Source organism: Priestia sp. TRN 1309 (assembly GCF_050846875.1).
Taxonomy (GTDB): domain Bacteria; phylum Bacillota; class Bacilli; order Bacillales; family Bacillaceae_H; genus Priestia; species Priestia zanthoxyli.
This window is the reverse complement of sequence record NZ_JBOZGM010000001.1, coordinates 1,031,485-1,053,176: the sequence shown is the minus strand read 5'-3', so window position 1 is coordinate 1,053,176 and position 21,692 is coordinate 1,031,485. Positions and strand designations below refer to the sequence as shown.

Below are 21,692 nucleotides of genomic sequence, written 5' to 3'. Positions count from 1 at the left end.
ATGATACACACTTTTTCAAATCAGAGTATCCATTATGAAATACGATATAAAAACCGAAGTTCTTTTGCAATTAAAGTAGACGGATACGGAACGGTCGAAGTCCTTGCTCCTAAAGGAACCTCTACTGAACAAGTACGTATGTTATTAGAGAACAACTGGGCATTGATTCAGCAAAAAATAAATGAAATAAAAGATAGAACGCATGGACCCAAGAAAAAAGTCTATGAACACGGAGAAAGCTTTTTATATGTAGGAAAAAACTATCCGATACAGATTCATCACGATTCGACCATTACAAAGGATTCTGTAGTGTTTGAAGCGAACACGCTTCAGATTTATGTCAATCAGCACGACGATGAAGCGATAAAACAAGCGCTCAAACGTTTTTACTATCAACAATGTAAAGCGCTCGTAACCAAAAGTATCTCCTCCTATCAAAAACATTTTAAAACAAAGCCGCGATCCATTTCGATTTCCGATAGCAAAAAAGCGTGGGGCACGTGTGATTCTAAGCGTCAGCTAACCTTCAACTGGCGGCTGGCAATGGCACCGCAGCACGTCATTGATTACGTAGTCGTTCATGAAATGTGCCACATGGTTCACATGAATCATGATCGTTCCTTTTGGCGTCTTGTCGGGAAAATTATGCCCGATTATCGTGAACAAGAGCACTGGCTGGAAATGTCGAGCTGGGAAATGACCGTGTAAAAAAGAGCAGGAGCCTTTAGGCATCCTGCTCTTTTCGTATTTTTAACTATAGCGATATTTTCTTAAATCTTTTAAAATCGAAATTTCTTTTAACAATTCTTCTCCGACATTTGTTTCTAAAACCATTTTTCTTTCTAGTTCTTTATCAACCAATCGCTTTACGGATAAAACGTCCGTTCCTTCTAATAAAATCTCTTCTTTTGAATTAAAGTGTTTGTGAGCGACTAGCTGCATGCCGTAAGAATTATATAATAATGTATATCCAGCGATACCTGTTGTGGATTGATACGCTTTTGAAAAACCGCCGTCAATAACAATCATCTTTCCATTTGCTTTGACCGGGTTTTCTCCTTCGATTTCTTTGACAGGCGTATGACCATTAATAATATGACCGTGATCAGGATTCAGATTAAATTCTGCGAGGATGTTTTGGCAGACTTCCTCATTTTCCCGTAAATAGTAGTATGGATTCTTCTTCTCTTTATGCGTTGCTTTATCACTGATAAAATATCGTTCAAACGTCGTCATGGCGCGTTTCCCAAAGAGTGATGAATATTCTCCTGTCCATAGGTACCAGACCATATCTGTTGCCAAATCATCCGTTTCTTCAGGGTGAGCAAAAGCCTCTTGTAAATAATGTTCAAACACATCAAGCAAGTTACGGCCTGCATACGTTTTATCTTCTATCGTCATTTTTTCCATGTTTCCTTCTTCATCTAAAGGAATGCAGCCGTGTATTAATAAGTTTCCGTTATATTTCAAATAAAGGCTGCCTTTTTTCATAAGAAACTTCATATGTCTCGCCAGCTTTTCCGAATGCTGCACGGAAAGCAGCAGTCTTTCCATTACCTGCTCTTCTTCTTCTAATAGCTGATCAGGCTGCGCCGGATCCACCGTTGCAAAGCAGCTGTTTTCTAGCGGATATGTGTTTCCGTATATCGTAATTTCATTTTTATCATAATCAATTTTTTCAAGCAGCAGCCTTTCTGACATATTAAAGAAAGGACGTCTTTTTATAATCGGACTTTCAAGCTTGAACTGAATCATCGCAATGGCCTGATGAATTTTCGTGATTTGTAGTCGCTCGTGATCGGATAGCTTGTCACTCGAGCTTACTTTTGGTCTAAAAGCAGGATTATCATCATAGTATTTCTCCGCCAAGTTAAGCAGCGGTCTCAGGTTAATGCCATATACGTCTTCAATAATATCTAGATTGTCGTATCTCGCGCAGATCCGAATAATATTGGCAAGACACACTTTCGAGCCCGCAAAAGCGCCTAGCCATAGCACATCGTGGTTTCCCCACTGAATATCAACGGAGTGATAGTTAATCAGCGTATCCATAATTTTATCCGGTTCAGGTCCACGATCATAAATATCCCCTACTACGTGCAGATGGTCCACAACCAATCTTTGCGTCGTATAAGCTAGCCCTATAATAAGCTTATCGGCTTGCCCTAAAGAAATAATCTGCTGAACAATCTTTGTATAGTACTGTTCTTTATTTGTAAATTCATCGGTTTTATATAGCAGCTCTTCAATAATGTACACAAATTGATCCGGCAATGCTTTACGCAGTTTAGAGCGCGTGTATTTAGAAGAAGCGTACGAGATTAGATTAAGCATACGGTCAATGATTTCTTTATACCATTCATACAGTTCTTTTTTGTTTCGAAACTGCGCTTTAATCAACGGCAATTTTTCTTCAGGATAATACACTAATGTCGCAAATTCATTGATTTCTTGGTCAGATAATACATTTTTAAAAAGATCTTTGATTTTCTCTTTTACATTCCCTGAACCATTTCGCAGCACGTGCTGAAAAGCTTGATACTCGCCGTGTAAATCACTGACAAAATGTTCAGTCCCCTTTGGCAGATGAAGAATAGCTTCAAGGTTAATAATTTCGGTTACCACTTTTTCTTCCGTATCATACTTTTGTGCAAGTAAATCTAGATATTTTGTGTTCAAAACTATGTATCCCCTTTCAACGTTCACCATTTAGTACAATCACTCATCAAGCTTGTGATTATGATGTTAAATACCTTTTATTTAACTCTTCTCTTTTTTCTCCACGCCTCACCCCTTTATTTTAACCTATTTTACGTACGGGTAAAATGGTATAAAGTCTATTTGTCTATAAAGATTAAGCGGTCTTGCCCCCTTGAAGATGATAGCTAGCTGGTAACAAAAAAAACCTGCTGATCTTAGTCAGCAGGTTCGATACATATGAAAGAAGCGCACATAATTAAGAAAGTTTACTCCGACCTCTATACAATAGCAGAGTTTTTCTTCCCTCGCTGTGAGAAAACGCACAGCGCCAAGTCCTTGGTGGTGGTACGATAAAGATGACCTTTCTGAGACAGGAAAAGTCATCCTTTGTATGATATAAGAATCATCATTCTGTTGAATCTCTGTTCTTCTACGTTCAGAGATTTTTTCTGTTGGCTTTGTTAAATACAGCACAAGAGGAAAGTGAATACAAATACATATGGTACACGTAGGCTATCTGAGTCTGCTGTTTGACGGCAGAAGAAGTTGCATGTGGCTTTTCCGAGTAACAATTGCTTCTATTATAATATGGAACGCTGTTGTCAAATTTCCAAGGAAGAAATACAAAGGAAAAATCATTACGTGAATGTATGCAGGTACCCTATCCGGCTTCATTCTGACCGTTTCACTTTTTCAAAGTATCGCTTTTTTAAAAACCTCGGCTAAGTAAATTAGCTATCCAACAGGCAGCTTCTCGCAAGTGGATGTTACGATACAAAAAAAAGCAGCGGATGCAAGAATCACGCTGCTTTTCTTATCTCTACACACCTCAGTAAAAGAGGATATGGTAGAGTGTTTGTACAAATGCAGTGATTGGTGTACTTAGTGGATATTATTCTTTCGGAAATTACCGCCTTTAACTTCGGCTACGTCATATACCGTAACAAAAGCCGTCGGGTCAATTTCATTGATAATTTCTTTCATTTTGCTTTCTTCCAAGCGGTTGATTACACATGTGATTTCCTTGAATTTCTCATGGGAGTATCCCCCGTAAGCTTCTTTATATGTAGCGCTCCGACCTAAACGATCACGTATTGTTTCTACCATTAACGCAGGCTGAGAAGTGATAATTTGGAAGGTTTTCGATCCGCTTAGACCTACTTCTACGATGTGAATAACTTTGGATGCAATAAAGTATGCAATTGCAGAAAGAATCGCGCCTTGCAAACCAAATACTAATGAAACAAAAATAAAGACAAACGCATTTAAGAACAAAATAAGATCACTTGTTCCAAACGGCAGTTTTCGAGAAAGCAGTACAGCTAGCATATCGATGCCATCTAGCGCGCCGCCATTACGCAGTGCAATTCCCATTCCAAAACCAAGGATAATACCGCCGACAACGGTTACGAGTAGTGTATCTCCTTCAATAATCGCTGGAGTATGATGCATGAGGCTTGTACCGACAGCTAGTGAGACGATTCCGAGGATGGAAAATATAGCAAAACTTTTCCCGATTTGTTGATACCCTAACCATACAAAAGGAATGTTAATAATGGCAATGAGAACTCCTAGTGGTAAGCCAAATAGGTTTGAAGCAACGATACTAATGCCTGTTACTCCTCCATCTGAAACGTGGTTTGGAATTAAGACAGTTTCTAAGCCGTAAGCTGCAATAATCCCTCCGATAATGACCATTAGTGCTCGGAAAGCAATTTTTAGGCGCTTAGGCCTGTGGTGTTTTTTAGTTGTGTTCATATAATTCCTCGCTTTTAAATGTTTTTTACTATTTAAGTGTACCACAAACATTCTCTTTATTTGAACTGAGGAGGCTTACGTATCGGTTTTTAGCTCACATAGTGAAAAATAGACAAAGGAGAACTTCTAGCTGTACAGACTCTATCCTTGCAATACGTCATCATTTCTGTTAAGTTTAAGAAGAATTATTTTTGTTCGGCAAAGATTGATAAGTTACATAACTTTCGTCTATAGATTTGAGCAAGGATAGTAACACAATGTGTGCGTGTCACACTAGGAGGCAACAATTATGGAACAAGGTAAAGTAAAATGGTTTAACGCAGAAAAAGGTTTTGGATTCATCGAACGCGAAAACGGAGACGATGTATTTGTACATTTCTCAGCAATCCAAAGCGAAGGCTTCAAATCTTTAGACGAAGGTCAAGAAGTTACATTTGAAGTAGAACAAGGTCAACGCGGCCCTCAAGCTACTAACGTTCAAAAAGCGTAATCCATCATAAATAGAAAAAGACAGACTCCATGGAGTCTGTCTTTTTCATTACTTTGAAAATGTAATAATAAAACCCTATCCACTGAGGAATAGGGCTTATTAATACAAAAATAGTAATCGGTAATACAAATGGTAAACTCAGTATAGCATAGTATTGGCGTAATCCAAACTATAAATCAATATTTCTTCATAAATAATTATGATTCGTGTTTCATTAACTCTTCTTCAAAGAAAAATGTACTTGGATATTTATCAACTGTATAAGAATATCTTTTCATATTTTTCACATACTGACTTTTTACAATGATCACTATTTCATTAGATGCTTTTATACTTACTGTTTCTCCATTAGCAAATAAGCTTATAGTCATATCCTTCATCCTCTCTTATATCAAAACCAATTAAATTTTTAACTTTATTTATCGGGAAATATAATGTGCAGCTTATATTTGAGACGTTATCAGCATTCTGATAGTCAGCAACCTTTTCCAACGGCTAGTCCAATGAAGATTTCTTTTTTAATTATTAGAATCCAAAGCAAAAAGACCCCTATGTGGAGTCTTTTTACGTTGGATTAATTATGCTACTTTATGAACGTTAGCAGCTTGTGCTCCGCGTTGACCTTGTTCAATGTCAAACGTTACTTTTTGACCTTCTTCTAACGATTTAAAGCCTTCACCTTGAATAGAGCTGAAATGTACGAATACATCGTCTCCGCCTTCAACTTCAATAAAGCCGAAGCCTTTGTCTGCATTAAACCATTTCACTGTACCTTGTTCCATAATATTGCCTCCTGGTGTGGAATACTCCACGCTTGTATTACTACCCTTGTCCAACCATACTATCTTAAGATAAAAAATTCTATAGAAGAGATTTCTCTTCTCTCAATCCTATACCGAACAAAAATAATTAATTTAAACGTAACATACGGAACCGCAGATAGCAAATACAGGAAATGGAATAAATCATCGAACGATAAAAAGAGCCTTCTCTTTGTAGCTCTATACAAAGAGAAGGCTCTTTTTGAGTGTTCCTATTTTACACAGCAGTGAATGTAGCAGCTGCTTATTATTTACTTTATTTTTCTGTTTGCTCTGTGTGCCACCATAATGAATCTTTTGGATTTTCAACCGCTTCATTGTACTCAGACTTAGAAGCAACTGTAGGGTATGAACCTTTCAGTGATTTTCCTGCCGTGTTCGCGAACAGGAACAAGATTACGAAAAATCCGATGATGCTCACGATGGTTAAATAGAACGCTGGAGCTAAGTGATTGCCCGTTGCGTGAACTAACCATGTCGCAACTAATGGCGTCGTTCCACCAAAGATAGAAACTGAAACATTAAACGTAATCGCTAATGTTCGGTAGCGAATATCTGTGTAGAACATCGTTGGCAGCGTTCCAGGCATTGTTCCTTCATACGTGGCAAGGAAGATACCTAGAATAAGAATACCGATTGAAACAAAGACTAAACCATTTAAGTTGATTAAATAGAACGAAAAGGCTGACAGTAAGCTCAATCCGCCTAAACCGATTAAGAAAACTTTCTTGTTTCCGATTTTATCGCTCAGTTTTCCAAACATAAGGGCAAGCGGCACCATTAAAATCATAACTGCCGTAATTAATACCGTACCAACTGTGTTTGATAAACCAATAATTTCATTTAAATAAGAAGGCATATAAGATAATAGCATGTAGTTTGTAATGTTAAAGAAAGCCACGGCTACGAAACAAACAAACACGTCTTTTTTGTGATTTTTTAAAATAGAGAGGAAGCCTTCTTCTTCCACTTCGTCTTCGTTAGAAAGTTCATTTTCAAAAATAGGTGTTTCCCCTAAACTTCTTCGTAAATAAAAACCAATAAGTCCTAAAGGCAATCCTAATAAGAAGGGAATTCTCCAGCCCCATGAGGCCATCTGTTTATCCGACAGAAGAATAAACAGCAAGCTAGCTAGCAGTGAAGCAAGAATATAACCAACAAGTGTACCGATTTCTAGTCCACTTCCAAGCATATTACGCTTATTATCTGGAGACGACTCTGCAATATACACCATCGCACCAGCATATTCACCACCAGTTGAAAAACCTTGAATGATTCGTGCAATTAATAAAAGAATGGGTGCCCATATACCGATTTGGTCATATGTAGGTAATAAACCAATGAGCAATGTGGAGAAGGCCATTAAAATAATGGTGGTGGTTAAAACGACTTTTCTTCCTAACTTGTCTCCAATTTTACCGAATATAACACCGCCCAATGGACGCATTAAAAAGGCAATCGCAAATGTGGCAAATGTGAATACTAATTTGAGCTGATCATTTTCAACTGCACTAAAAAAGTTTTGACTAATAATCACGGCTAAATATGAATACAAGCCAAAATCAAACCATTCCATCGCGTTTCCTACTCCTGTAGCAAAGACGCTTTTTTTAGCTTTGTCAATATCTACGACGTTAATTTTTTTCTTGTTAAACTTCATTTCATCACGTCACCTCCGCGGTATACGATTATACAAGACTGAGTAGTAAAGTCAAATTTGACTTACTGTAATTCATACGTAACTGTCTTGGAACACTACTTATTTTTAAGTAAAAAACAAAAAATATTCATCTGGCGGTAAATATAAAAAAGGTTGCTGCTAAAGGGGTTAGAGAAAAAATGCTAAAGAATAATCGTTGATAAAGAAATTAATTAAAAATAAAATAATTTTTCATTTCAACGTACAATTCACGGATCATAATTTCCACTCAGATCACCTGACAATTATTGTCACAACCCATTAGATACAAGCTTCATTTTTGCAATGAATACACGGTTTTCATTACAAAAATTATGTAAACTTAGTAATAAATTATAAAGCTCGTTCTAATAATTGTAACAGTGTATGATTCTGCCCTTAGAACAAAATTTCAAGAGTTGGCTGGGTTCGGGGGATAAAAATTCAGCTCCTTTCTCCCTATCGTGGTTCGTGGCTTCATGGAAGTTTTCTACCGTAAAAGCAAACTGGTTTACAGCGCTGCTTTTGTCATATTCTTCAAGCTTTGTAATATGCTCGCTCAACCTCCTTACCAAGCTGTTTTTCCAAATTGAAAGATATCCTCTTTCTTCTCTTAGATACCCTCTAAGACAAACTTTAAACCTACATTCACTCATATAGTTTTGAACATAAAGATTCACATTTATTACAATTATTTACATTAAATAAGCGTGAGTGTGCGATGACATAAAAAATAGACCTCCACTTAGACGGAGATCTATTTTTTCACTTGCTTTATTTTTTAGTAAGGCTGCCATTTCGCTCTAAAATTGGTACTTCAATATCTACCGTATTTGGATATTTAACTCCAAGCCCTGTATTTAAAGCAACAACCGTTTCGTTTTCTTTAATCCAGCTTTCTTCTCGCAAACGGCGTGCAGCTAAAAATGTAGCCGCACCTTCCGGACAAATAAACGATCCTTCAAGCTGCGCAACCTTTTTTTGTTCTTCCACAATCTTATCTTCATCGACCGCAATTGCACATCCATTTGTATTGTATACGGCTTCTAAAACAAGAAAGTCCCCGATTGCTTTTGATACGTTGATACCAAAGGCGATGGTTGAAGAATCCGGCCAAAATTCAGATTCTTGTTTTCGTTCATTCCATGCTTTTACAATAGGTGCGCAGTTTTCAGCTTGTACCGCAACTAAACGAGGAAGATCACCTTTAATCCAGCCGAGCTCTTTTAACTCATTTAACGCTTTATAGATTCCAATTAAGCCAACGCCTCCTCCTGTTGGATATAAAATCACATCAGGAAGATTCCAAGAAAACTGTTCAGCAATTTCTAGGCCCATTGTTTTTTTACCTTCGATTCGGTACGGCTCTTTAAGCGTAGAAGCATCATAAAGACCCCAGGCTTTAATAGCCTCACCAACAATCTTCCCTGCATCGCTGATGAGTCCATCGACTAAGTAAAGGTCAGCTCCAGCGACAGCACACTCATTTCGTGTAATAACAGGCGCATCTTTTGGCATCACAACGGTTGCTTTTATGTCAGCGCGTGACGAATACAGCGACCAAGCAGCTCCGGCATTTCCATTTGTAGGCATCGCTAACTGTTCAACGCCAAGTTCTTTTGCTTTTGACACGCCCACAGCGGCGCCTCTAGCTTTAAATGATCCCGTTGGAATAATGCCTTCATCTTTCATATATAAGTTTGGAATGTCCATTTCTTTCCCTAGCTTAGGCATTTTTATAAGCGGAGTCATCCCTTCACCTAAGGACACGACGTTTTTAGGATCTTCTACTGGAAGCAGCTCATGATATCTCCATAAATTTGGTTCCCTGCTTTGAACATCTTCTGGAGTCAAGTTAGCTTTCAATCTCTCTAAATCATACGCTACCAATAGCGGTGAGCCACATTCACATAATTGATGTTTTTCTTTTGGACTATATTCTTTTTTACATTTAGGACAATATAAGTGAGAAACATAACTAAACGGCATCATACACACTCCTTTAAATTCTGTAAACGTACTATATACATTATAATTTATATTATTTTTATCAGAATTGTAAGGTATGATTTACCCATCATTTTATTGAATATTTTAAAAAGCATAAAACCCTATTAAATTAAGATTTTATGCTTTTTCCTACGTTGTTTATATTACTTTTTTAGAATTAACCTCAGTAAATTTAAATAAAAACGCGAAAAAGAAACGCACTTCACACTTTAAATATAGGAATAATTATTTTAGTGTGTTAAAAAGCGACTTGAAGGAGGTAACGAAGGGCAGTGAGTGCACTTTCGATGCTGAACAAACGTAATAATAGAATGTACACTTATATAAAACTCCACCTTCACTATTATTCAGAACGAAACTGTTTCAAAAAGACCTGTCTTAAACTATTTGACAATGCGTCTGCTTGCAGAACTCTATCCAGCTTCTCTTTATTAAACCGGTCTTTGAATTTTACATCATTAACTGCTGCTATAGACACTTTGTTCGGATCTTTTTCAAACAGGATCAACTCATCTCTCACGGAGACGATGCCTTCTTTCAAAACGCGAAATAAAAACCCTGTATAGCCCGTGTCTCTCATTTTCACGACGATATCCGGCACTTCGTATTTTGCAGCAAGCTTGTAACAAGGATTTCTAGGTTCAGATATTTGAATAATAGCCTCACCAAATGCAAATATATCCCCGACGTGCGCGTTTCTTTCTGTTAATCCAACGGTTGTGATGTTTTCTCCAAACAACGCGATTTTAACAGGGTTTTGGATGATGTTATTCCAGTATTCATAATAATCATAAGGATACAGACATAGCGCTTTGTCCACTCCTCCATGATCTTTGTACGCCTGCTCGTCACCTTCTAGCCCCAACTTACTTAAAAAGACGGGTTCATCTGCTGCTGTTTTTCTAATAGCTGATTGAAACGTTCGTTTTCCATACGTAAGTGTTTCAATTTTTCCGTAGTTCAGCGACTGAACTTTATAGTGATCTGCCATATGCTCTCTCCTTCTTTCCACTCAATAGACTTTTTCATCATGTAATAACTCTTTCCCCTCTGACCGCTAGTGCATGAATGCAGTAAGCACTAACAAACAAGCTGTTAACACAAGTAAGATAAGAAATAACGGCGTATTTGTATGAAAGAGATCGCGCACAAAACCAGATAAAACCGGAGCGCATCCTCCTACAATATATCCCCCTGATTGCATCATAGCTGTCCATGAGCTTGCTTCTTGAGACGAACTTGTCTCGTTTAACGGCAGCATAAGTGCTAAAGGAAAAAGTCCTCCAAGCCCTATTCCTAATAGTATCGAAGAAAACCAAAGACTGGTTAAAGGATAGAGAATGAACACTAAACCCGCTGATGCAAATAATGTACTGCTTACAAGCCAAAAGGTTTGGTTTTTATAATAATCAGCTAGCGTTGGAATTAAAAAGCTAAACGCCATTTGAACGAACGTAAAAACGGTAATAAGCGTACCCGCTTCTTGATTACTCATGCCCAAATCGTGTGCTGCTGGCGCTAGCCAAGTGGTCACAGAGTAAAAAATGCCGGCTTGCAGCCCAAAGAAAAGCGTAAACAGCCAGGCTTTTTTATTTTTTAACGGCAGCTTGTTTTTTCTGGAGCCAAACGCTTGCTGAGATTTACGCGCAATCGGAGACCAAACAATGAGAGCAATCACGGCCAGCACACTCCAGCTAGCAAGAGCTACATTCCACGAATCGTGCAGTACATGCTGCAAAGGTACCGTCAGCCCTGCGCTTAACGAAGCGCCCGTTCCCATGCCCACGGAGTAAATTCCGATCATGAGGCCTATTCTATTCGGAAATTTCTTTTTGATAAATCCCGATAACAGCGGTCCAGCGATGGCAATACCTACACCTAAAAGAAAAGCACTGCTTAAAAGAACAGATATTGAGTGTGCGGCCACTCTCATACACGTCGCGATTCCAATCACCACTAAGCAAAAAGAAATGACTTTTTCAGCTCCCCACAGCCCTTCAAGCTTTCCTGTAAACAATGCAAACAACCCCATACATAACACAGGAATAGCTGTTAAAAAACTAACGGTAACATTGCTCAGTCCCAGCTGATTACGTATGGTCTCAAGCACAGGCGATACCGATGTAATGCCGATTCGTAAATTAATTGAAACTAAAAATAAAGCAATCACATACACATATATTCTCTCTTTTGACTTCATGTAGTATTCCTCTCCTCGTTAATTCAGTATATCATCTGATGTTTAGTTTTTTAAAAAAGGAACTTAGGTAAGCTCCAAATTTTGACCGGCATATTTTTTTGCTTGTTCTGTATCTCCATTCAAAATAGCGGTAAATAAGTTTTCATGAATGGTGGAATTATCTTTATAATCAACCGTTTTTAAAATGAGCTGACTCAGTGTGTGTCGCAGCACAGGCACAAACGATTGATATAAATCCATTAAAACATTATTTTTACTAGCTTCTGCAATCGAAAGATGAAACTGAATATCCGCTTCTATATATTCAGCGTAATTGCCTTTTTCAAGCTCTTTTTTGCGTTTATCTAAATGCCCTTTCATCTTTAACAAGTCTTCATCCGTTCGACGCTGCGCCGCTAACATCGCCACTTGCAAATCAAGCATTTCACGCGCTTCATAAATATGATTTATATCTGCCGTTTGAAGTCTTGTTTCAAACGAATCCTGTGTGAAGCTAAGAGACTTAATTCTCGTTCCTTTTCCTTGTTTCACTTCTAATACATTTGCATGAACAAGAATTTTAACCGCTTCTCGCAAGGTAGATCGCCCTACCCCCAGCTCTTCCATTAGCTGAGGCTCCGTTGGAAGCTGATCTCCTACCTGATATTGACCTGAAAAAATTTTCGTTTGAAGCTGCTCTAGCACCTCATCCACTAGCTTTCGACGCGGTACTTTTGAAAACGATTGTTTATTATGTATATTCATCTGCTCATCTCCTGTTTATATCACCTTTATCATAAACAAATTTATGTTGTTTGGCAAGGTTGTTAGAGCTTTAGGAATTAATCCAAGCGAACTGCTCTGATAGACTTTCTAGAAGCTCGGTACAAACAGGGTGCTTTTAATTTCACTTTAAATAAGAGCAGCATCTTTTAATCGATATAATAGGTATGCAGTATAAGGCGTAACTAAAAGAACAGCCGTATATAAACCTGGCGTATATGCTTTAATAAATAGTGTTTGTAAAAGATGAATAAGGTTATGTACTAGTACGAAAATAAGAAAACCCACAAAAAGAATTGAACTCCAATAACTTTCTAGATAAAGAACTTTCATAAAAGTAATGAGAGACATAAACAAAAAGATAAAGACATCTCTTTTTGCAAAAGCATATGAGCTTATGTTCCAGAATTCCCAAATCTTGTGGCTAATCCATTTGTTCTGTAATTTAATTTTTACCTCTTTGGCTTTAGCCCATTTCTCAACTGTAATAATTTCTTCAAAATCATGTAGCATAAAAACCACAACGAATAACCAAAGAACATTGTATAACTCAAGTTCAATCAATTATAAATCTCCCCTTTTTCTACATAGACTTATTTACATTCTCTTTCTTAAAAATCCCTATTAACAGCGTAACGAGTCCTACTAAAAAGAAAAACGGAAACAATAACATCATTAAGGCAACTCCTGCAAAACCTTCTTCCTGGCTAATTGCAAACAAAATTGAAACGGCCCATGAAAAGAACGGAGCTATGATTAATATAGTTGTTGTTCCCCACACTATATATTTTCTTTTAGCTGATTTTCCTTGGCTTAGTCCGCTTGCAAACATCAGACCTAATACTAAAACAAGTAATGCCACTCCAATTTCCATTTTATCCCCGCCTCTAGCAGCCATTTTGTTTTACTTTACAGCGTTTTTTTTTAGTCTCTTGCACCGCAATAAATATGCTTGTAATAACGAGTAAAATTAAACCTTCTCCGATAATTATTATCCCTTTTATCTGGATGTCCATCGCATCAAATCCGCTTATTTTGGCAAAAGCGTAAAAAAGTAGAAATAAACCGAATAGCACCGTAACGAAGGAAAGAACCAGCGCGGCTATTCTATTGTTAAACACAATACTTACAAAAAGGATCACCACAAATATGATACTAATGGTCATGCAATTATTAAGTATGAAAGACATACATACCTCCTCGAAACATCTTGTTATATCGTTTGAACATATTCGACCTGTCAGCTATTCTAATTAGCAATGAACGGAGTTTTACCTATGTAAGATGGATTATGTATCTGCTCAATCATAAATCTCGCAATATCACGAGAAGATATCTTAAACCCTGGCATATCAAATTCATCCTCTTTTATGGCTTGAGACTTTTTGTTTTCTTTAACAAAAGGAAGGCGTATAAGCGTCCAATTTAGTTTGCTTTTTCGAAGAAGCTGCAATTCTTTTCTTTTATCTTCCATCATTTCAGCGTACAGAATACGAAATACACTAGCTCCTACCTTATTAAGAATTGATTTTTTATCTCCTTCTATATCTAAAGATCCCCCAGTTACTCCAACATATCTCCTTATTTCAAGCTCTTTCATAGTCTGAATAACTAATGCTGTAATTTCGCTATATAAAGGTATAGCTTTGTTAGGCTGACCGAATGTATTGATAACGGCATGGCATCCACTTAATAAGGAAAGAATGACATCTTGATCTCTAGCATCTCCTTCAATTAAAGTTATGTTTGGATCGTCAAGTAACGATTTTTTTGGAGTTCTAACTAGCATACGAACGCGATAGCCTTCTTCTTTAGCTGTTTTCACTAAAAATCTACCTGCTCTTCCGGTCCCTCCAATAATCGCAATCGTATTTTTCATATCAATCATTCCTCCATATACATAGCAACAAAGTTTAGTTGATAACCACATTATACGATTTATGTATTTAAGTATGTGATAGACTCTAAGAATCTAGAATATGTTAAGATCCATTTTTTAAAAAAGAGCCCTAACTCCAGAGAGTAAAAGATTTGTGTTTGTTATCACTTACTCTTACTCAAACCTAAACCCAATCCCGCCGTCTACAATAATGTTTTGACCCGTAACAAACGATGCGTCGTCCGAAAGAAGCCATTTTACTGCTTTTGCGGCTTCAAGCGGATCACCAATTCTGCCTAGCGCGTTTAATTTTTGATAGGATTCATTGAGCTTTTCTTTTTCCTCTGAAGATAGAGCTAAAAACTTTTCTTCTAGCATAGACGTCCGAAATGCACCTGGACACAGAGAGTTAATTCTTATATTTTGATGGCCATATTCCTGAGCAACTGACTTTGTTAAAGCAATCACACCGCTTTTCCCAGCCGCATATACGCCTGTCCCTGCTGAACATAAAATAGCGTCCATTGACGACGTATTCACGATGACACCGCTGTTTTGTTTGGTCATGACCTGCAGCTGATATTTCATACAAAGCCATACGCTTTTTAACGTAACGTTTATTAAATGGTCAAAGTCTTCTTCTTTGAATTCATGGGTAGCATTAGAAGCTGCCTCCGTGTTAGCCGCATTATTAAAGCCCACATCAATTTTTCCAAAAGTAGAGTATGTGTGGCTCACAAGGTTTTTGACATCTTGACTATTCGTTACATCCGTTTTGATAAAAAGAGAGTGAGGAGACCACTTTCTTAATCTAGAAAGAGCTTCTTCTCCTTTTTCACTATTTCTAGAAGCAATCACAACATGCATGCCCTCTTTTGCGAGTAATTCCGCTGTTGCTAAGCCAATCCCCGACGTTCCACCCGTAATAATCCCTACTTTTTCTTCAAACATACGTTTCTCCCCTTTTGCGTTTAATAAAATCTCAACAAATTAAATTGAGTAACACTAGCCATAGAAGTTATTCAGCTTTGGGTAGATTAATCCCTGCTTCGAAACACTAAAAAGAGAGTGAGACGCAACTAAAGCAATTCAATCTAAAGGCGAGCAAATCGGATACATGAGCTAGTTTGGGTCACACGCTACACCGCTGTTGATTTCCGTGCAAGGCTTCGCTTTCCGCGGGCGGCCGCTGAGCCTCCTCGTCGCTTACGCTCCTGCGGGGTCTCACCTATTCCGCTTTTCCCGCAGGAGTCTTCGCCTTGCCCTCCAATCAACCGCTAGACGCACGTACCCACATAAACGAAATCTACGTTCATCCCAATAACAAAAAATCCGAACGAGTTTGATTCTCCATCAAGAATCTCCATTCCTTGTTCGGATTCACCTTCAACTAGACTACTTTTGTCACAACCTCTTTTAATTAGCCACTAACCTGATGTTGAGAAACAGATAAAGTAGATTTTCGATTCCATAAATAAAAGGCATATCCGCTTAAAAATAGAAGCAGCGCGTAATTAACAAATAAAGAATCATTTGCGTTGACAGGGCTTGTAAACTGGAGAAAATTATTTAAGCCATGAAATACAATCGTCACCCCAATCGATTGACCGTTAACGATCAGTAAAGCCAAGACCACCCCAATAACAAATGCAAATAAAATTTGAAAAATTGTATTTGCTACCGATTGACCGCTTAACATATTCAAACTGTGCGTAAAGGCAAATAGGAACGATGATAGAAGAACCGCTACTTTATAGCTTTTTGATAACAGCAAATTCAGCATAAATCCTCTAAATACCATCTCCTCTACAAATGCTATGACTAGAGTTTGGGTAAGCAAAATAAGAACAATATCTGCAATGGAACTTCCGTGTACACCTTTGTTCCCGATGAGGATAATAAGCAAATACAAAAGAAGCGGAGAAAGAAAGAGGATTCTTGTTCTAAAGGACATGTTTTGTTGAAAGGAGAAAAAATGCTGCCATTTTTTTGTTTTTGTTAGATAAAAAGCTATTCCTATTGCTAAAGGGACAACTCCTAAAAACTGAAGATAATGTGCAGTAGGATGCGTCATGCTCACGTATGCACCGTTTACCACAAACCAAAAGATAACTAAGATTTCTAGGCCAATAACTTTCCATAAAAGCTTTGACTTGATCATCACTACACTACCTTTCTACTTTAGGTTTCATTGATAACCTATATTCGTTTTAAGGATTTTATATGTTTTCACCTTTTTATCATTCAAGCTCAAAGACCATGTGAGGCAACGCTTCTTCCTTTTAAAATAAGAAGATCGTTCCTCCTTTTTTACTGTGATTACACAAGGTACAAAAATGCACAAAAACCTGCCCATGTGACGTAATCACTGAACTCCATTTTTTTATCGCCTCTCACGAGTACATTTACAGCCCAATTCAAAACACTTCCCTCAGACGTTTTATCTACATATTTTCTCGCTAAAGCGTATGCTCCCACTCGAAATAAGTAATAGCTGATTAAACATAAAAAAGAGATGGTCATAAAATTTAAATTTAACTCTTTCACCTTGTACACCTCATCGTTTTTGTGTTATTACATAACATTGTTTTTTATTTCTGTTCATAAAAATCTTTTTTGACACCTTTCAAAAGCTTTAAGATTTCTTTATAAAAACAGATAATTAACATTCCAGCGATGTTTGTCACCATCATAATCATAAGATTGCCGATGATGAGACTCAGAAAATTCCCAAAAAACATGAGGCCAATTCCGATATAAAAGCCTGGGTGAAGCAGCTTATCGTCGTCTTCTTTTTCTTCTTCCTGAATGTTTATTCTGTTTTGTAACGCAGCATCATTTTTAATAAACTCATTAATAGTTGTTCCATAGATGTCGCTTAAGTTTAAAAGTTGTTGGATATCAGGGTAGCTCTGATTACCTTCCCATTTATGTATGTGCTGTACCGATACACTCAGCTGTTCAGCAACCTCTTCTTCTGACATTTTTTGTTCTTCTCTTAATTTTTTTAATTGATTTCCTAGCCTCAACTCATTCACCTCTATAACTGTGGCAGCTTGTAAACAAAATTTGTTTGCACTACGTTTTCTCGTTTTCTACAATTCTAACATATTGTGGTAAAAAAGAAAGAAACAGTAATGAGACGTATAAACCATAAAACGATACCCCTAAAAAATAGTGAGAATTCTCATGTGTAAAAAATGAAAGAATGCACTTTTATCTTCATCCTTTTATTGTTTATACTAAATAGTGGATTGTACGAACGTAGAAATAAAAAAGGAGGCAAACTGACGATGGAAATGCTACTGATTTATCTATTTGTTATCGCTCTTATTGGATTCATTATTTGGAGAAAGATGAAAAAGAAAAATAAGCCCATTAAAAAGAATGGACTTGGTATATTAGCACCTATTTTTTTCATATTAATTGCATTTTCTCTTAGTCTAAGTCAACTGATGCACATACCGGGCCAGCCCTTTCACTTACCACCCTACTGGGAAATGCTGATTGCTGGTGTATTAGGTATTATGTTTGGACTTATTATGCTTAGCCAAACAGACTATGAAGTAAGAGAAGACGGCTTCATTTATTCAAAGCCAAATAAAAATTTTAAATATGTGATTATTGCTATTATCTTCATAAGAATGGCTTTGAGTCAGTACTTTAAAGGGTTAGATTCGATAGACTTCGCGGTCTTAACGATGACGCTAGCCTTTATATATATTGTTATTTGGAGAGTTGGCAGCTATTTAAAATTCCGTAAATTAAATGGTGATAATTACAGTGTAAATGCTGGGTAATCATCAATATAACTAATCCTTCTTCCTGTTTGGAAAGAAGGATTTTTTGTCATAGTGAGTAAAAGTCTCGCGTGTTGTGTAAGACAACATATATATTGTATAATGCAATATGTGTTTTTTATAACAGAAGTCTATATATAAAAACAGATTATATGAAAACTGTACCTAATCATCCGCTGTTTGATTTACAGGTAGATTATGAAAGGAATCATACTATGACATTTATCAATTCTGTAACAGGCCCAGTCAGCACGTCAGAACTAGGGCTAACACTAATCCATGAGCATATGCGCGTTCGTTCTGAATCTGTTCACGCACAGTTTCCTCATTTATATGATGAGAAACAAGAAGTGGCAAAAGCAGTCGAACAAGTAAATCGTGCGAAGGCGCTCGGAGTCAAAACAATCTGTGATCCTACGGTGATGGAACAAGGACGCGATATTCGTTTTATTGAGCGAATTGCCCGTGAAACGGATACTCAAATCATCGCAGCCACAGGAATTTATACGTATAACTACATCCCTACTCACTTTCAAACTCGTAGCATTGACTATATGGCAGACCTGTTTGTTCGAGACATTGAAGTCGGCATTCAAAACACATCGATTAAAGCAGGCTTTTTAAAATGCGCTACGGATGCACCTGGCGTAACGGCTGATGTAGAAAAAGTAATGCGCGCTGTCGCACGAGCTCATAAAAAAACGGGCGTGCCAATTATGACTCATTCACATCCTGCAAGCGGCACAGGCTTAAAGCAGCTGGACATCTTACTCGATGAAGGCGCTAATCCAAATCAAATTCTGATTGGACATACGGGAGATACGGATAACCTTGAGTATATTTCAAACATATTAAGTCAAGGTGCCTTTATCGGTATGGACCGCTACGGCCTGACAAGAGAATGTTCAACTGAAAATAGAAATGAAACGGTCATTGAATTGGCTAAACAAGGCTATTCAAACCGCATGTTTCTCTCACAAGACTACTGCTGTACAATGGACTGGTTTCCAGAAGGCGTGATTGAAGAACGTTTTCCAAAATGGTCGATGAGCTTTGTATTAGAAGAAGTCGTGCCTGAGTTAAAAAGAAAAGGCGTAACGGAACAGCAGATTCAGCATATGCTTTTTGATAACGCCCGCTGCTGGTTTGAAGGAAAGTAATTAAAATATTATAAAAAACCCCCACTGTGCAAGCTTACAGTGGGGGTTTTCCGCGTATTATTCTACTTTACGTTAACCTGTTTTTCTTAATAATTTCTGCTTTTCTTTGCTCTTTTTTATCATAAAGTGGGCACCCGACAGGCATAATCCAACGGCGATTCCTATCGTCAAGTTTGTAAACACCGTTAGCGAAAATGTCGTAAGTAAAACCACTGAATGAAACGATTTTTCTTTTATCACCTTTGCAAACTGCTCTTTTTTACTGATATTCCACGCTACGACCATCAAAACTGGGGCGAGACTGGCAAGCGCTACGTATGAAGCATACGGAGCAAGCACTAGCAGCACAATCAACACAAAGATAGCGTGCGTGATTCCTGCAATTGGAGATGAAGCGCCGTTTTTAATATTGGTAACGGTTCTTGCAATCTCTCCTGCCGCAGGAATACCTGAAAACATCGGTGTTACCATGTTTACGATTCCCTGGCCAATCAGTTCTTTTTTGCTGCTGTGCTTTGATTTTGTCATTTCATCCGCAACGCGAGCTGTCAGTAAAGACTGTAGCCCTACAAGTATAGCAATGACAAATGCAGAAGGTAAAAGAGTGACCACCCTCTCCACTGTTATATCTGGAAACGCTGGCGCCGGAAAATGACGAGGTATCTCTCCGTAAATCGAACCAATCGTTTCAAACTGATTGGAAAAGAAAAAAGATGCCAAGCCCGTTGATACAATGATTCCAAGTAAATAGGACATCCCAAGCGACTTTGGTGAAAAATAAAGAACAATTAAAATCGTAGCTAAGCACAATCCTGCTGTAGCGATACTATAGATGTTGATGAAGGGTAAATTACCAAAAATCTCTTTTATATTCAAATGAAAAAATTGAAATTTGTCAATCGCGTGCAGCCCAAGGAAGTTTGGTATCTGCCCGATAAAGATAATCAGCGCAATTCCTGACTGAAATCCTACAATAATAGATGATGGAAAATACTTGATTAAAGCTCCTACTTTGCATAGCGCAAAGATAATGAGGAGAATCCCTGACATAAAGCCGGCAATTAATAAGTTTTCATAGCCATATTGCAACACAATTCCTAATAAAACAGGAACAAACGCACCCGTAGGTCCAGCGATTTGAAACCTACATCCACCTAAAATAGCAATTAACAATCCCGCTACAATCGTCGTATAAAGTCCTGTAACAGGCGATATTCCAGAAGCTATCGCAAATCCTAACCCTAAAGGTATAGCTATAATGCCAACAACAATACCCGATAGTATATCTTTCTTCAAGTGCTGCAAGGAGTAATTTCGAAAAACCTCTAGATTCATAAGTGTACATCAGCCTCCATTTTAAGTAGTGAGGTTACCCATTCGTATTTTCGTCATACAACCTTATTGAGCTTTCTCAAAATAAGGTGGGCTACTCGATTACTTCTATCTTAAAGGAGACAACTTACAAAAAAATAAAGAGGAAATTAGAAGTTTCTTAGACAGTTATTAAAATTTTCTTAAAAATTCTTACTTTTTATTCTTTTAGTTATTTTTTAGATAAACTGCGGTTCTTTGTTGTAAATAAAGCAAGATAACTAGACCCTATAGTAACGATAGAATGAATGGATGTGGACAGGCTGTGTTTAAAAATCTTTAAGTTTAAGTAGACGACACGCCTACCTCCATTCGTTTAACTATATTCGAATTCATAGGAAGCTCGGTTACATAAGGCCAATTAATTACAAACGTGAACACTAAAAGACAGGAGCTTTGAATCATAATTCAAAGCCCCTGTTTTTACTAATAAGATATATAATACCAATTCTTTTGTATCTTTTCTATTTCATCAAACTTCATCCCAAAATCGCCTGATGAAGGTTTACGGTTTTTTGGGTCATACACAAAACCCGAGAAATGGCCGAATAGTCCACTGCTTGTAAAGAAAAGTACGGAGGTTGCCTTTCCTTTGGTTTTTACTGCAACATCATCTCGACCTCTGGACACACTCGCATACTCTTTCGGTAGATCAATTAGCGATGAGTTGTCGGGTTCATTGGAGAAAGGAATGAGCGATGGGTAGTCGACTCCATCAGCTTTCAAGACGCCACTTTGTATGTGAGCTGCCACTTCTTCTCTTTTCTGTTGATGGAGTTTAAAGTTTATGTCTAAATTAAGCTGCTCAAACGGAATGAAGAACCACAGCACAACGGTTATCACTTGAATAGCCAGTGGTAGCCACTTTCTACTACTAAAGAGATAAATCAATGTCCACAGCGTTAGTAATAAAAAGAAAGGAAGGACAAAGAATAACCATATATATGGACTTACGTATTTCCCTATACGATCATCTAAATCCCATTGAAACAGGGACAATAAAAAAATGAACAAACTGCTACATAACGATAAAAGCAAAGTTAAATGACGTTTCACATATTTC

At 37.5% G+C, this 21,692-nt stretch carries 24 protein-coding genes; 4 read left to right on the top strand and 20 right to left on the bottom strand.

All coding sequences use genetic code 11. From position 1 onward, the window contains the following. Positions 1-708, top strand: a complete 708-nt coding sequence (locus tag ACRPLQ_RS05665; RefSeq protein ID WP_432235784.1) for a M48 family metallopeptidase — start codon at positions 1-3, stop codon at positions 706-708. Positions 709-750: 42 nt separating this feature from the next. On the opposite strand, the gene fbp is transcribed toward ACRPLQ_RS05665, so the two are convergent. Further along, on the bottom strand, positions 751-2,679 hold the full coding sequence (fbp, locus tag ACRPLQ_RS05660; protein ID WP_432235783.1) for a fructose-1,6-bisphosphatase: 1,929 nt from the start codon (positions 2,677-2,679) through the stop codon (positions 751-753). A 903-nt stretch (positions 2,680-3,582) separates the two neighbouring features. Continuing rightward, positions 3,583-4,458, bottom strand: coding sequence for a YitT family protein (locus ACRPLQ_RS05655; protein ID WP_129703112.1), 876 nt, complete (start codon positions 4,456-4,458; stop codon positions 3,583-3,585). A gap of 289 nt (positions 4,459-4,747) precedes the next feature. Here ACRPLQ_RS05655 and ACRPLQ_RS05650 point away from each other — a divergent pair, with 289 nt between their 5' ends. Continuing rightward, positions 4,748-4,948 carry a cold-shock protein gene (locus ACRPLQ_RS05650; protein WP_029714163.1) on the top strand — a complete coding sequence of 67 codons (201 nt, stop codon included), beginning with the start codon at positions 4,748-4,750 and terminating at the stop codon, positions 4,946-4,948. 197 nt (positions 4,949-5,145) lie between these two features. On the opposite strand, the gene ACRPLQ_RS05645 is transcribed toward ACRPLQ_RS05650, so the two are convergent. The 16 genes from ACRPLQ_RS05645 to ACRPLQ_RS05570 all read right to left on the bottom strand — a co-directional run bounded on the left by ACRPLQ_RS05645 (position 5,146) and on the right by ACRPLQ_RS05570 (position 17,336). Beyond that, positions 5,146-5,319, bottom strand: a complete 174-nt coding sequence (locus ACRPLQ_RS05645) for a hypothetical protein (protein ID WP_165636422.1) — start codon at positions 5,317-5,319, stop codon at positions 5,146-5,148. Positions 5,320-5,526: 207 nt separating this feature from the next. Next, a complete protein-coding gene (locus ACRPLQ_RS05640) occupies positions 5,527-5,730 on the bottom strand; it encodes a cold-shock protein (RefSeq protein WP_014459099.1) in 204 nt (67 codons plus the stop codon). 295 nt (positions 5,731-6,025) lie between these two features. Beyond that, the gene (locus ACRPLQ_RS05635; RefSeq protein WP_165636421.1) at positions 6,026-7,429 is read right to left on the bottom strand and encodes an MFS transporter; all 1,404 of its coding nucleotides are present in this window, start codon (positions 7,427-7,429) and stop codon (positions 6,026-6,028) included. Positions 7,430-8,221: 792 nt separating this feature from the next. Further along, positions 8,222-9,436, bottom strand: coding sequence for a threonine synthase (locus ACRPLQ_RS05630; protein WP_432235782.1), 1,215 nt, complete (start codon positions 9,434-9,436; stop codon positions 8,222-8,224). Positions 9,437-9,800: 364 nt separating this feature from the next. Then, complete coding sequence (locus ACRPLQ_RS05625) at positions 9,801-10,448, bottom strand: MOSC domain-containing protein (protein WP_432235781.1); 648 nt, start codon at positions 10,446-10,448, stop codon at positions 9,801-9,803. A 66-nt stretch (positions 10,449-10,514) separates the two neighbouring features. Then, the gene (locus ACRPLQ_RS05620; RefSeq protein ID WP_432235780.1) at positions 10,515-11,657 is read right to left on the bottom strand and encodes a CynX/NimT family MFS transporter; all 1,143 of its coding nucleotides are present in this window, start codon (positions 11,655-11,657) and stop codon (positions 10,515-10,517) included. A 63-nt stretch (positions 11,658-11,720) separates the two neighbouring features. Then, positions 11,721-12,401: a FadR/GntR family transcriptional regulator gene (locus ACRPLQ_RS05615; RefSeq protein WP_033580226.1), complete on the bottom strand. Its 681-nt coding sequence runs from the start codon at positions 12,399-12,401 to the stop codon at positions 11,721-11,723. Positions 12,402-12,548: 147 nt separating this feature from the next. After that, entirely contained in the window at positions 12,549-12,983 is a 435-nt protein-coding gene (locus ACRPLQ_RS05610; protein WP_432235779.1) for an HXXEE domain-containing protein, read from the bottom strand. Between the two features lie 19 nt (positions 12,984-13,002). After that, the gene (locus ACRPLQ_RS05605; RefSeq protein WP_432235778.1) at positions 13,003-13,293 is read right to left on the bottom strand and encodes a hypothetical protein; all 291 of its coding nucleotides are present in this window, start codon (positions 13,291-13,293) and stop codon (positions 13,003-13,005) included. Between the two features lie 13 nt (positions 13,294-13,306). After that, positions 13,307-13,609 (bottom strand): hypothetical protein, encoded by a 303-nt coding sequence (locus tag ACRPLQ_RS05600; protein ID WP_432235777.1) that lies wholly within the window; start codon positions 13,607-13,609, stop codon positions 13,307-13,309. 59 nt (positions 13,610-13,668) lie between these two features. After that, positions 13,669-14,298 (bottom strand): NAD(P)-dependent oxidoreductase, encoded by a 630-nt coding sequence (locus tag ACRPLQ_RS05595; RefSeq protein WP_432235776.1) that lies wholly within the window; start codon positions 14,296-14,298, stop codon positions 13,669-13,671. Between the two features lie 174 nt (positions 14,299-14,472). Then, complete coding sequence (locus tag ACRPLQ_RS05590) at positions 14,473-15,249, bottom strand: SDR family NAD(P)-dependent oxidoreductase (RefSeq protein ID WP_432235775.1); 777 nt, start codon at positions 15,247-15,249, stop codon at positions 14,473-14,475. Positions 15,250-15,437: 188 nt separating this feature from the next. Next, a complete protein-coding gene (locus ACRPLQ_RS05585) occupies positions 15,438-15,572 on the bottom strand; it encodes a hypothetical protein (RefSeq protein ID WP_261763710.1) in 135 nt (44 codons plus the stop codon). A gap of 146 nt (positions 15,573-15,718) precedes the next feature. After that, positions 15,719-16,459 carry a CPBP family intramembrane glutamic endopeptidase gene (locus tag ACRPLQ_RS05580; protein WP_367076982.1) on the bottom strand — a complete coding sequence of 247 codons (741 nt, stop codon included), beginning with the start codon at positions 16,457-16,459 and terminating at the stop codon, positions 15,719-15,721. A gap of 158 nt (positions 16,460-16,617) precedes the next feature. Further along, complete coding sequence (locus ACRPLQ_RS05575) at positions 16,618-16,845, bottom strand: hypothetical protein (RefSeq protein ID WP_098113691.1); 228 nt, start codon at positions 16,843-16,845, stop codon at positions 16,618-16,620. A 44-nt stretch (positions 16,846-16,889) separates the two neighbouring features. Continuing rightward, a complete protein-coding gene (locus ACRPLQ_RS05570) occupies positions 16,890-17,336 on the bottom strand; it encodes a helix-turn-helix domain-containing protein (RefSeq protein ID WP_224980337.1) in 447 nt (148 codons plus the stop codon). Positions 17,337-17,591: 255 nt separating this feature from the next. Between ACRPLQ_RS05570 and ACRPLQ_RS05565 the strand changes: the two genes are divergently transcribed. Both ACRPLQ_RS05565 and ACRPLQ_RS05560 read left to right on the top strand, forming a co-directional pair. Further along, on the top strand, positions 17,592-18,098 hold the full coding sequence (locus tag ACRPLQ_RS05565; RefSeq protein WP_260506246.1) for a cytochrome c biogenesis protein CcdC: 507 nt from the start codon (positions 17,592-17,594) through the stop codon (positions 18,096-18,098). Between the two features lie 215 nt (positions 18,099-18,313). Continuing rightward, positions 18,314-19,258: a phosphotriesterase family protein gene (locus ACRPLQ_RS05560; RefSeq protein ID WP_367076979.1), complete on the top strand. Its 945-nt coding sequence runs from the start codon at positions 18,314-18,316 to the stop codon at positions 19,256-19,258. 72 nt (positions 19,259-19,330) lie between these two features. Here the strand turns inward: ACRPLQ_RS05560 and ACRPLQ_RS05555 are convergent, their stop codons facing one another. Both ACRPLQ_RS05555 and ACRPLQ_RS05550 read right to left on the bottom strand, forming a co-directional pair. Continuing rightward, positions 19,331-20,593, bottom strand: coding sequence for a SulP family inorganic anion transporter (locus ACRPLQ_RS05555; protein ID WP_154973874.1), 1,263 nt, complete (start codon positions 20,591-20,593; stop codon positions 19,331-19,333). A gap of 462 nt (positions 20,594-21,055) precedes the next feature. After that, positions 21,056-21,685, bottom strand: coding sequence for a hypothetical protein (locus ACRPLQ_RS05550; protein WP_367077904.1), 630 nt, complete (start codon positions 21,683-21,685; stop codon positions 21,056-21,058). Positions 21,686-21,692 lie beyond the last annotated feature (7 nt).